Annotated in this window: 10 protein-coding genes and 1 tRNA gene; 5 read left to right on the forward strand and 6 right to left on the reverse strand. The window is 54.4% G+C overall.

Features of this window, described 5'->3' with window-relative positions:
- Window positions 1-344 precede the first annotated feature (344 nt).
- A complete protein-coding gene (gene adhE / locus HWW83_RS08845) occupies window positions 345-3,017 on the forward strand; it encodes a bifunctional acetaldehyde-CoA/alcohol dehydrogenase (protein ID WP_033643300.1) in 2,673 nt (890 codons plus the stop codon).
- A gap of 120 nt (window positions 3,018-3,137) precedes the next feature.
- Here the strand turns inward: adhE and HWW83_RS08850 are convergent, their stop codons facing one another.
- On the reverse strand, window positions 3,138-3,722 hold the full coding sequence (locus tag HWW83_RS08850; RefSeq protein ID WP_033643301.1) for a thymidine kinase: 585 nt from the start codon (window positions 3,720-3,722) through the stop codon (window positions 3,138-3,140).
- A gap of 704 nt (window positions 3,723-4,426) precedes the next feature.
- Between HWW83_RS08850 and hns the strand changes: the two genes are divergently transcribed.
- Window positions 4,427-4,834, forward strand: coding sequence for a histone-like nucleoid-structuring protein H-NS (gene hns / locus HWW83_RS08855; protein ID WP_004932170.1), 408 nt, complete (start codon window positions 4,427-4,429; stop codon window positions 4,832-4,834).
- Window positions 4,835-5,022: 188 nt separating this feature from the next.
- Here the strand turns inward: hns and HWW83_RS08860 are convergent, their stop codons facing one another.
- The 5 genes from HWW83_RS08860 to rssA form a co-directional block, all read right to left on the reverse strand.
- A complete protein-coding gene (locus tag HWW83_RS08860; RefSeq protein ID WP_033650223.1) occupies window positions 5,023-6,033 on the reverse strand; it encodes an NAD-dependent epimerase in 1,011 nt (336 codons plus the stop codon).
- 9 nt (window positions 6,034-6,042) lie between these two features.
- A complete protein-coding gene (locus HWW83_RS08865) occupies window positions 6,043-7,386 on the reverse strand; it encodes a UDP-glucose dehydrogenase family protein (RefSeq protein ID WP_046687225.1) in 1,344 nt (447 codons plus the stop codon).
- A 43-nt stretch (window positions 7,387-7,429) separates the two neighbouring features.
- Window positions 7,430-8,347, reverse strand: coding sequence for a UTP--glucose-1-phosphate uridylyltransferase GalU (galU, locus tag HWW83_RS08870; RefSeq protein ID WP_033650221.1), 918 nt, complete (start codon window positions 8,345-8,347; stop codon window positions 7,430-7,432).
- A gap of 213 nt (window positions 8,348-8,560) precedes the next feature.
- Window positions 8,561-9,574 (reverse strand): two-component system response regulator RssB, encoded by a 1,014-nt coding sequence (gene rssB, locus HWW83_RS08875; RefSeq protein WP_176589211.1) that lies wholly within the window; start codon window positions 9,572-9,574, stop codon window positions 8,561-8,563.
- Window positions 9,575-9,677: 103 nt separating this feature from the next.
- Window positions 9,678-10,580, reverse strand: a complete 903-nt coding sequence (gene rssA / locus HWW83_RS08880; RefSeq protein ID WP_042784708.1) for a patatin-like phospholipase RssA — start codon at window positions 10,578-10,580, stop codon at window positions 9,678-9,680.
- Between the two features lie 118 nt (window positions 10,581-10,698).
- On the opposite strand from rssA, the gene HWW83_RS08885 reads away from it, so the two are divergent.
- The 3 genes from HWW83_RS08885 (at window position 10,699) to HWW83_RS08895 (ending at window position 12,340) form a co-directional block, all read left to right on the forward strand.
- Window positions 10,699-11,163, forward strand: coding sequence for a YchJ family protein (locus HWW83_RS08885; RefSeq protein ID WP_033643306.1), 465 nt, complete (start codon window positions 10,699-10,701; stop codon window positions 11,161-11,163).
- A gap of 68 nt (window positions 11,164-11,231) precedes the next feature.
- Complete coding sequence (gene purU / locus HWW83_RS08890; protein ID WP_004932187.1) at window positions 11,232-12,080, forward strand: formyltetrahydrofolate deformylase; 849 nt, start codon at window positions 11,232-11,234, stop codon at window positions 12,078-12,080.
- Window positions 12,081-12,255: 175 nt separating this feature from the next.
- Window positions 12,256-12,340, forward strand: a tRNA-Tyr gene (locus HWW83_RS08895).
- Window positions 12,341-12,343: the final 3 nt, after the last annotated feature.

Below are 12,343 nucleotides of genomic sequence, written 5' to 3' on the forward strand. Positions count from 1 at the left end.
CCGATCACAGTTATTGAGAATCACTCTCAAAAACACCAAGCTGAAAGGTGTCAGCTTGCACTTTTCATGATTTAGATCACAAATCAACTACCCAACAGTGGGTAAGCTCTTAGTCGTAGTCAGGGAGTAGAACAAAGTAGGCCGCGGCATCGCCGGTTCCGTTCTCCTCACTGCCTGCCCCTCCGGTTGGCGTAGGGTGAAGCTCTTTAAGCAAATCAGCAGCATGCGAAGAAATAACGCGGGAAGACCCCGGTATTCTCATCACCGCTTATCCCCGTTACGACTATACTAGTGGCTCGCACGGCTTATTTACTGAAAGAGTTTAACATTATCAGGAGAGCATTATGGCTGTAACGAATGTCGCTGAACTGAACGAGCTTGTCGCACGTGTCAAAAAAGCCCAGCGCGAATATGCCAACTTCACTCAAGAGCAAGTGGATAAAATCTTCCGCGCTGCCGCCCTCGCCGCTGCTGATGCCCGTATCCCGTTGGCCAAAATGGCCGTGGAAGAATCCGGAATGGGTATCGTCGAAGACAAAGTGATCAAAAACCACTTCGCTTCCGAGTACATCTACAACGCCTATAAAGATGAAAAAACCTGTGGCATCCTGTCTGAAGATGACACTTTCGGTACCATCACCATCGCCGAACCTATCGGCCTGATTTGCGGTATCGTTCCTACCACCAACCCAACTTCTACCGCGATCTTCAAAGCGCTGATCAGCCTGAAAACCCGCAACGGCATCATCTTCTCGCCGCACCCGCGTGCGAAGAATGCCACCAACAAAGCCGCCGACATCGTGCTGCAAGCCGCTATCGCCGCCGGCGCGCCGAAAGACATCATCGGTTGGATCGACCAACCTACCGTCGAGCTGTCCAACCAGCTGATGCACCACCCTGACATCAACCTGATCCTGGCCACCGGTGGCCCGGGCATGGTGAAAGCCGCCTACAGCTCCGGCAAACCGGCAATCGGCGTAGGCGCCGGTAACACGCCGGTCGTGGTGGACGAGACCGCAGACATCAAACGCGTGGTCGCCTCTATCCTGATGTCCAAAACCTTCGACAGCGGCGTTATCTGCGCTTCCGAACAGTCGGTCATCGTCGTTGACGCTATCTATGATGCGGTACGCGAGCGCTTCGCTTCCCACGGCGGCTATCTGCTGCAGGGCAAAGAACTGAAGGCGGTGCAGGACATCATCCTGAAAAACGGCGGCCTGAACGCGGCCATCGTCGGGCAATCCGCGCCGAAAATCGCCGAGATGGCGGGCATTAAAGTGCCGGCCAACACCAAAGTGTTGATCGGCGAAGTGAAGCTGGTCGACGAGTCCGAACCTTTCGCCCATGAAAAACTGTCGCCGACGCTGGCGATGTACCGCGCCAAAGACTTCGAAGACGCCGTCGCCAAAGCCGAAAAATTGGTCGCCATGGGCGGTATCGGCCACACCTCTTGCCTGTATACCGACCAGGATAACCAAACGGCTCGCATCGCCTACTTCGGCGATAAAATGAAAACGGCTCGCATCCTGATCAACACCCCGGCTTCTCAGGGCGGTATCGGCGACCTGTATAACTTCAAACTCGCGCCTTCGCTGACGCTGGGTTGCGGTTCCTGGGGTGGTAACTCCATCTCTGAAAACGTCGGACCTAAGCACCTGATCAACAAGAAAACTGTAGCGAAGCGAGCAGAAAACATGTTGTGGCATAAACTTCCGAAATCGATCTACTTCCGCCGTGGCTCGCTGCCAATCGCGCTGGAAGAAGTGGCGACCGACGGGGCGAAACGCGCCTTCATCGTGACCGACCGTTTCCTGTTCAACAACGGCTATGCTGACCAGATCACCAAGGTTCTCAAGTCACACGGCATCGAAACCGAAGTGTTCTTCGAAGTGGAAGCCGATCCGACGCTGAGCATCGTGCGTAAAGGCGCCGAGCAGATGAACTCCTTCAAACCGGACGTCATCATCGCGCTGGGCGGCGGTTCGCCGATGGACGCCGCGAAAATCATGTGGGTGCTGTACGAACATCCTGAAACCCACTTCGAGGATCTGGCGCTGCGCTTCATGGACATCCGCAAGCGTATCTACAAGTTCCCGAAAATGGGCGTGAAAGCGAAGATGATCGCCATCACCACGACGTCAGGCACCGGTTCGGAAGTCACGCCATTCGCCGTCGTGACCGACGACGCCACCGGGCAGAAATACCCGCTGGCCGACTATGCGCTGACCCCGGACATGGCGATTGTCGACGCCAACCTGGTGATGAACATGCCGAAATCCCTGTGCGCCTTCGGCGGCCTGGATGCGGTGACCCACGCGCTGGAAGCCTACGTGTCGGTGCTGGCGAACGAATACTCTGACGGCCAGGCGCTGCAAGCGTTGAAACTGTTGAAAGAGTATCTGCCGGCCAGCTATAAAGAAGGCGCGAAGAACCCGGTTGCCCGTGAACGCGTGCACAACGCCGCCACCATCGCCGGTATCGCTTTCGCCAACGCCTTCCTCGGGGTTTGTCACTCCATGGCGCACAAACTGGGTTCGGAGTTCCACATTCCGCACGGCCTGGCTAACGCGATGCTGATTTCCAACGTCATTCGTTACAACGCGAACGACAACCCGACCAAGCAGACGGCCTTCAGCCAGTACGACCGCCCTCAGGCGCGCCGCCGCTACGCTGAAATCGCCGACCACCTCGGCCTGAGCGCACCGGGCGACCGCACCGCGCAGAAGATTGAGAAGTTGCTGGCCTGGCTGGACGAGCTGAAAACCGAGTTGGGCATCCCAGCTTCCATCCGTGAGGCGGGTGTGCAAGAAGCCGACTTCCTGGCGAAAGTCGACAAGCTGTCGGAAGACGCTTTCGACGACCAATGCACCGGCGCCAACCCACGCTATCCGCTGATTGCCGAACTCAAGCAAATCATGCTGGATACCTTCTATGGCCGCGAGTTCAGCGAAACGGTGGAAGAGGAAGCGGCTGCACCGGTCGCAGCCAAAACCGCAGTAAAGAAGCCCAAGAAATAACGGTTCCGTGAACCGATGAAAAAACCCGCCGAATGGCGGGTTTTTTTATTGCGTCTGGCGCGCGGTTTTTCTTATCCCGCCGCCAAAACGCCTCAGCGGGCGCTGGCGGCATTTTCGCCCCTACTCCAGGGAGTGGATCGCCTCTTTATAATGCTTGCGACAGACGGAGACATAGCTCTCGTTACCGCCAATCACCACCTGCTCGCCGGCGTGCATCGCCTTGCCATGCTCATCCAACCGCAACACCATGTTGGCTTTACGCCCGCAGTGACAGATGGTTTTCAATTCCACCAGCTTATCGGCCCAGGCCAGCAAATATTGGCTGCCGGTAAACAACTCGCCGAGAAAATCGGTACGCAAGCCGTAACACAATACGGGAATGTCCAGTTGGTCCACCACATCGCATAATTGCTCAACCTGCGCTTTGGTCAGGAATTGGCTTTCATCCAGCAGCACACAATGCACCGGCTGCTGTTGATGCTCTTGCTGGATCATGGCGTACAGCATCGAGTCGTTGTTATAGAGCTGCGCCTGCGAGGATAAACCAATGCGCGAACTGACTTTGCCTACGCCAAAGCGGTGATCGATCTCCGCAGTGAACACCAGCGTGCGCATACCGCGCTCTTGATAGTTATATGAAGACTGTAGCAGCGCGGTGGACTTGCCGGCATTCATCGCAGAGTAATAAAAATAAAGTTGAGCCATGGCCCCGCAACTCCGATGGTATAAGAAATATTCAAAATGTTGATTAGGACGGTAAGTGTACCATAACCCGCCCCCCCGGCTCAGCCCAAAGCGAACGAATATTGCGTTCGCCGTAATAATGCGCTTTCAAGCGAAACATATCGTTCTGTCGGCCTGTTCTTTTTACAGCTATTTACAGGATAATGTATGCCTGTCATCACTATTAATTCTTGCTAATGGTTAAGCCCGGTGATTTGCCCATTAATGCCGACTTGCCCATTCCCTCTCGCTGGCGCTGCAGCCGCGGCGGAGCCCCCGTCTATTATACGCGAGCCCAATACCGGGCATTTAATCACCTGCGCCGACGCGCCAAGGTTTACTGACGCAATCTTTACCTATATACCCCTATTGTTTACAATGTCTGGCATGCCGTGGCGTGATTAAGCCCACAGAACTCATTGTAATATTGATATAAATTACTACGATAACTTATCGATGAAAGCCTTGTGATACGCGCCTTTTAAAGCCTGTCTGCTGAAATTTTGACTTAAGCGTGCCAAGGGTAATAGTTAACAGCCCTTCCTATTATTAGTCGGACTGATCCGATTAACGGTTTTTTTAAAGGTAAATTTGAGTATTCAAGCCAATTTGGCTATTGCAGAAAAGAAAAGAGCACTCTATTATTATCGAGACGCCCCCCACCAATATAATTTGAGACTAGGACAATGAGCGAAGCATTAAAGATTTTGAACAACATCCGCACTCTGCGCGCCCAGGCAAGAGAATGCACACTGGAAACGCTGGAAGAAATGCTCGAGAAACTGGAAGTTGTTGTGAACGAACGTCGCGAAGAAGACAGCCAGGCTCAAGCAGAAATCGAAGAACGCACTCGTAAACTGCAGCAATACCGTGAAATGCTGATTGCTGACGGTATCGATCCAAATGAACTGCTGCAAACCATGGCTGCCAACAAGGCTGCCGGCAAAGCAAAACGTGCAGCACGTCCAGCTAAATACCAATATAAAGACGAAAACGGCGAGCTGAAAACCTGGACCGGCCAAGGCCGTACTCCTGCGGTGATTAAGAAAGCAATCGAAGAGCAAGGTAAATCTCTGGATGATTTCCTGCTGTAATAGCGATTCAGTCCGTATCTGAAAGGCTCCCTGCGGGGGGCCTTTTCATTTTTAGAGCGTATAACCCTGATCCCGTCATTCCTCTCTCCTTTTAGTAAATATCCTAATTCGCTTTTGCGCCGTACATGAGATCGCAGCGAAAAAAAAGGGACCCAAAGGCCCCTTCTGTCGCATTTATCCGCGTTCAATTATTGAACCTGATAGAATGCCTTATACCAGTCAACAAAGCGCTTCACGCCCTCTTCAACGCTGGTTTCCGGTTTAAAGCCAATGTCACGATAAAGCTCTTCCGTATCCGCGCTGGTATCCATCACATCGCCCGGTTGCATCGGCAGCATATTCTTACGGGCCGTCACCCCCAATGCCTTCTCCAACGCACTGATATATTCCATCAGTTTAACAGGGGTGTTATTGCCGATATTATAAACGTGATACGGCGCTGAACTGGTTGCCGGCGATCCCTGTTCAACGGTCCATGACGGATCCGCCTGCGGAATAACCGCCTGCAACCGCACTATCGCCTCGGCGATGTCATCGATGTAAGTAAAATCTCGGTGCATTTCACCGTGGTTATATACGTCGATGCTCTCCCCGGCCAATATGGCTTTGGTAAACTTGAACAGCGCCATATCCGGGCGCCCCCAGGGACCATATACCGTAAAGAACCGCAGCCCGGTCGTCGGGAGACCGTATAAATGGGAATAGCTGTGTGACATCAGCTCGTTGGCTTTTTTAGTCGCCGCATACAGTGACACCGGATGATCGACAGAATCTTCGGTGGCAAACGGCAGCTTGCGATTCAGGCCATATACCGAGCTGGAAGAGGCGTAAAGTAAATGCTCAACCTTATTATGACGGCAGCCTTCCAAAACGTTTAAATGACCGATCAGGTTAGCATCGGCATAAGCCAACGGATTGACCAGCGAATAACGTACGCCGGCTTGAGCCCCCAAATGAATGACTCGCTGGAACTGATGCTCGGCAAACAATGCCGCCATGCCTTCACGATCGGCCAAATCCAGCTTGATAAAGCGGAATCCCGGCTTATCCGCCAGTCGATCCAGACGGGCCATTTTCAGGCCCACATCATAATAATCATTCAGGTTATCAATGCCGACAACCTGATGACCGGCGGTCAACAAACGCTCTGCAACGTGATAGCCAATAAACCCTGCGGCGCCTGTAACCAGGAATTTCATGCTCACTCCTTAAATAACCGGTTTAATCGAGGCGCCGCGGCCAATTGCGTAATAGGTAAAGCCGCGATTTGCCAAACGCTCCGGATCGTACAGGTTACGGCCATCGAAGATCACCGGCTGCTTCAACGCACCCTTGATCACATCGAAGTCCGGCGCACGGAAGTTCTGCCATTCGGTGCAGATCACCAGCGCATCGGCGCCGTGCAATGCAGCCTCTTTGGTGCCCACCAGCTTCAAATCGTCACGCTGGCCATAGATGCGCTGAACTTCGTTCATCGCCTCCGGATCGTAGGCTTGAACGGTGGCGCCTGCGGCCCACAGCTGTTCCATCAGCACGCGGCTGGAAGCTTCACGCATGTCATCGGTATTCGGCTTGAACGCCAGCCCCCACAGCGCGAAGGTTTTGCCCTTCAGATCGCCGCCGAAGTAGTCGTTGATAAAGCTGTTCAGCTTGTCTTTCTGCTGATAGTTGACCTGCTCTACCGCCTGCAGCAGCTTCGGTTGGTAACCGATCTGCTCCGCCGTGCGGATCAGCGCCTGGACATCTTTCGGGAAGCAAGAGCCGCCGTAGCCGCAACCCGGGTAGATGAAGTGATAGCCGATGCGTGAGTCGGAACCGATGCCCTGACGCACTTTTTCAATATCCGCGCCCAGCATTTCCGCCAGGTTGGACATTTCGTTCATAAAGCTGATCTTGGTCGCCAGCATGCAGTTAGCGGCATATTTGGTCAGCTCCGCGCTGCGGATATCCATCATGATCATACGATCGTGATTGCGGTTAAACGGTTCGTACAGCTCGCGAATAGGCTCGATCACATCTTTATTGTCGGTACCGATCACGATGCGCTCAGGACGCATGCAGTCTGCCACCGCCGCGCCTTCCTTCAGGAATTCCGGGTTGGATACCACGTCAAACGGCACGTTGCTGCCGCGTTTCGCCAGCGTTTCAGCCATCACCTGACGCACCTTGTCCGCCGTACCGACCGGCACGGTGGATTTGTCGATCACCACTTTGCGATCGGTCATGTGCTCGGCGATAGTGCGCGCCACCGCGGTGACGTACTTCAGATCGGCGGAACCGTCTTCATCCGGCGGCGTGCCGACGGCGATGAACTGGATAGTCCCGTGCGCCACGCCCGCTTTGGCATCGGTGGTGAAATGCAGACGGCCGGCCTCATAGTTTTGCTGCACCAGCGGCGTCAGACCCGGTTCGAAAATCGGGATATTCCCTTTTTTCAGGTTTTCGACTTTTCGCTCATCGACGTCAATACACATAACGTCATGGCCTACTTCAGCCAGTACGGCGGCCTGCACCAGACCCACATAACCAATACCAAAAACTGTTACTTTCATGTGAAAATCCTAGTTTTTCAAATTAAGACGAAAGATCACTCAATTACTTCTTGTCAGCGGCAACAACCTGTTGCAGCCACTGAGAAAATTCTTTGCCCAGGCTGGCATGGCGCATGCCGTATTCCACGAAGGCCTGCATGTAACCGAGTTTGTTACCGCAGTCATGGCTCACGCCTTTCAGGTGATACGCTTCCACCGTTTCCTGCTGCATCAGCATTTCGATACTGTCAGTCAGCTGAATTTCGTCGCCGGCGCCCGGAGGCGTTTTCGCCAACAGCGGCCAGATATCGGCGGAGAGGACATAACGACCGACAATCGCCAGGTTGGAAGGCGCTTTCTCCGGCGACGGCTTCTCGACCACGCTGACCATCGGCGCGCTTTCGCCCGGATGCAATTCGACGCCCTTACAGTCGGCTACGCCGTAGTTGCCAACATCTTTATGCGGCACAGGTTCAACCATGATCTGGCTGATGCCGGTGGTTTCGAAGCGCTGCAGCATGTCGTGCAAGTTGTCTTTTTTCGGATCGGCGCTGTATTCGTCAAGGATCACGTCCGGCAACACCACCGCGACCGGCTCATCGCCCACCATCGGGTAGGCGCACATAATCGCATGCCCCAAGCCTTTGGCATTCCCCTGGCGGACTTGCATCACGGTAACGCCCTTCGGGCAGATTGACTGCACTTCATCGAGCAGTTGACGCTTGACGCGTTTTTCCAGCATCGCTTCCAGTTCGAAACTGGTATCAAAATGGTTTTCGATCGAGTTCTTGGAGGAGTGGGTGACCAGCACAATCTCGTTAATCCCTGCTGCAATGCACTCATTGACGACGTATTGGATCAGCGGTTTATCAACCAGCGGCAGCATTTCTTTCGGAATGGCTTTGGTGGCCGGCAACATCCGCGTACCCAAGCCTGCAACCGGGATCACGGCTTTTCTGACTTTGCGATTTACAGCAGGCATTATTTCCTCTCTTAAAGCTGAAGCGCTCATTTTATGAGCTTGGGCTCGATATAAAAAAACCTTCGGAGTATACCAGCTTATGCGCGCCTGGCATTAACCAGAACACAAATAGAAAACATTTAGGACTATTACCCGTTCTGATAATCGGGAGAAGAAATAGACGGTTTAATTACCGATAAGTGAATAGCTTAAGATATCGCCGATCAACGCCCATTATTCAGCGCTGAGCATCAGCCGCAATCGGCCGCCGCTGCCCCATACCTGACATTGCCAGGCCGTACAGCGTTGACTGATCTGGTTCATGTAGGTGGCGCCCAGCGTGCCCAGCGGCACGCCGTTGCTCAGCTGAATTTGATTGTCGCCGGTATTGACGTTGGCATGCAGCCCGGCGGAAACCAGAATCAGGTTTTTATTTTCGGCGTGATAATATCCCAGCAACAGCGGGAATTGACCGTCTAATTTCCCCTGCCGCAATAATTGATTAACCTGCTTTAACAATGCCGACATTTGCGGCAGGCGATGTTGTTGATTAGCCAGATGGTCTTGCAGCAACCCATTAAATAATGCGCGTAACAGCAGCGCCGCCAATACGCCATTATCACCGGCGCGCGTGACGTCCAGGCAATAGAACGCCAGGTCTTTTTCTGACAATGCCGCGATATCCAGCACCAGCCCGGGATTTTCGCCCGTGGTTAACTGGCGATAGTTGATCCGGCAATGCGCAATGGTTTGCTGCACCGGCGGCTGCAATTGCTTAAGCAGTTTGACGGCTTCGGAAGGATTCTTGCTCAGCGCGTCCCAATCCTGAAACAGCTCAACCTCTTCAATCGCCAGGGAGGTAAACATATTGGGGTATAAACACGCCAGCACCGCCTCACGCAGGCGATTGAGATCGGTCAGCGGCTTCAGCAGCACATCCTGTACGCCCAAACGCAGCACCTTGGCGATGTCCGCCATTTTGTCGGTAGCGGAGATCACCAGCACCGGGATCTGCAGCCCCTGCAGACGCAGGTGTTCAACGAATTCGATGCCGCCCATTTCCGGCATCGCGAGATCGCACAGAATCAGATCCGGCTTGAAGTCATCGACGGCACTCAGCGCCTGTAAACCGTTGGTCGCCTCGCCGGTTTCAGCGCCCAGCGAGGTCAGATAACCGACCAGCACGGAACGAAAAACCTGTTCGTCCTCAACGATCAAGATACGCTTGTGAGTGAGTGGTAATGCCATCAGCCGAGCCTCGTCCCTTTCCATAGTGTAATAGTGGCTCAAAAAGGTCACTTATGCTCGTCTGAAACAGACCAACCGCGCATTGCCAACCAAGAACCGAGAATTATCTATTTTTTATCAACGGCAACAACCGATCCAGTTGTTTTTCAACCGCCAGCAACCCCGCCTCGATCGCTTCATCGGCGCGGTGGAAATCCAGCGTTGAGATCTGCGGGCAAAAAGGCTGGATCAAAACGTCCGGCGGATCGCTCGCCATCCGGTTGCGCTTCAGGCGATTTTCCAGCATTTGAATCGATGTGCTCATAATCTCCATCGCCGTCGGCGCCGTCGTCGGTTTGCGCTTGCGCATTCTGCCGACGCGCTCCCGCAGGCGCCCGCGCCAGGTCTCCGCAGGCGTATCGTCCGGGCTTTCGTCCTCGCCGCGTATCGAGAACAGATCCTGCTGCATCAAATGCGCGTCATGCTGCAGATCGACCGCAATGACAATATCGGCGCCCAGCGCCCGGCAGAGCGACACCGGTACCGGATTAACCACTGCGCCGTCCACCAGCCAATAACCGTCGGCCCACACTGGCGCCAATAGGCCTGGCATGCTGCAAGAAGCGCGCACCGCCTGATGAATATCGCCTTCGGTCAGCCACAGTTCGCGGCCGGTGCTGAGATTGGTCGTCACGGCGCCGAACTTCAGCGCACATTCGGCAATATCATTGATCTTCAACAGTTGCCCGACGGCAGTGAACACCCGATCGCCGCGCAACAAACCGCCGCGCTGCCAGGAAAAATCCATCAGACGAATGACGTCCCAATAGCTGAACGACCGCACCCACTGCTCCATCACCGGCAAACGGTGACTGGCGAATGCCGCCCCCACCAACGCGCCGACAGAACAGCCGGCAACGATATCGACCTCAATCCCCAGTTTCTTTAACGCATTGATCACGCCGATGTGCGCCCAGCCTTTAGCCGAGCCCGCCCCCAGCGCCAGTCCGATCTTGATTTGCCGCATAGCGCCATCCTCTCGGTAAAAGGTGTTCTCTGCTTTCAGGGTAGATTGTCACTGACGAATATTGTTAGGTAACATATGCGCTAAATTCATTTTCAGCCTCGTTTTCTCAGGAGTTATTTTGCCCGAATCATGCCCATGCGGCAGCGGACTGGCGTATAACGCGTGCTGCGCCCCTTTTATCAGCGGCAGTCAGCCGGCGCCGACGCCCGGCCAACTGATGCGTTCACGCTTCACCGCCTACGTGAATCATAACGTCGACTATCTGATCGCCACCTGGCACCCCGACTGCGGCGCCGAAGCGTGGCGCAATGCGATCGTCGACAGTTTCAAAAACACCGAATGGCTGGGCTTGACGATCGTCGAGGAGCAAACCGGCCATGAGCCGGACGAAGGCTTCGTCGAATTCATCGCCCGCTTCACCGATGGCGAAAGCGGCGAGCCCCAGGCGATGCATGAGCGCTCACGCTTCCTTCGTCGCGATCAACGTTGGTATTATATCGACGGCAGCAAACCCCAGCCCGGCCGAAATGCGATATGTCCCTGCGGCTCAGGGAAAAAATATAAGAAGTGCTGCGGGCGCTAGCCGGCCGGCGCTTCACGTTAACGCCTGCGCAGACAGGCCGTTCAGTATCAGACAGGATCCTCAAACCCATGCCACACCAAAATGTACAACGAAAAGTGTTACGCACCATCTGCCCGGACGCCAAAGGGCTGATCGCCAAGATCACCAACATCTGTTACAAACACGAGCTCAATATCGTCCAGAATAATGAGTTCGTCGATCACCGCACCGGGCGTTTCTTCATGCGCACCGAGCTGGAAGGCATTTTCAACGACAACACGCTGCTGGCCGATCTGGACAGCGCGCTGCCGGAAGGTTCGCTGCGTGAGTTGCACAGCACCGGACGTCGGCGCATCGTGGTGCTGGTCACCAAAGAGGCACACTGCCTGGGCGATCTGTTGATGAAAAGCGCCTATGGCGGCCTCGACGTTGAGATCGCCGCCGTAATCGGCAACCACGACACGCTGCAAACGCTGGTGGAGCGTTTCGATATTCCTTTCCATCTGGTGAGCCACGAAGGATTGACGCGCGAACAGCACGACCGCGAAATGACGGCCAAGATCGATCAATATCAGCCGGATTACGTGGTGTTGGCCAAATATATGCGCGTGCTGACGCCGGCCTTCGTGCAACATTATCCGAATCAGGTGATCAACATTCACCATTCGTTCCTGCCGGCGTTTATCGGCGCGCGGCCTTATCACCAGGCCTACGAACGCGGCGTGAAAATCATCGGCGCCACGGCTCACTACGTTAACGACAATCTCGACGAAGGCCCGATCATCATGCAGGACGTGATCCACGTCGATCACACCTATTCCGCCGAGGATATGATGCGCGCCGGCCGCGACGTAGAGAAAAACGTGCTCAGCCGAGCCCTGTATCAGGTGTTGGCGCAGCGCGTCTTCGTCTACGGCAATCGCACCGTTATTCTGTAATCGCTCAATAAATCGGTGCATTTCGTTCAGGGATGCACCGCCAAGAATAAAAAAACGGCAAACGATTCATTTTCTGCATTTCAATGCTTTACACATCCGCTTCATTTGATATGATGCGCCCCGCTTACCGAGACAGCGCTCTCGCAAGCAAGGCCAGTTAAATAGCCATGTATATGGTGGGGTTCCCGAGCGGCCAAAGGGAGCAGACTGTAAATCTGCCGTCACTGACTTCGAAGGTTCGAATCCTTCCCCCACCACCATCT

The sequence above is a fragment of the Serratia ureilytica genome (assembly GCF_013375155.1).
Classification (GTDB): Bacteria; Pseudomonadota; Gammaproteobacteria; order Enterobacterales; family Enterobacteriaceae; genus Serratia; species Serratia ureilytica.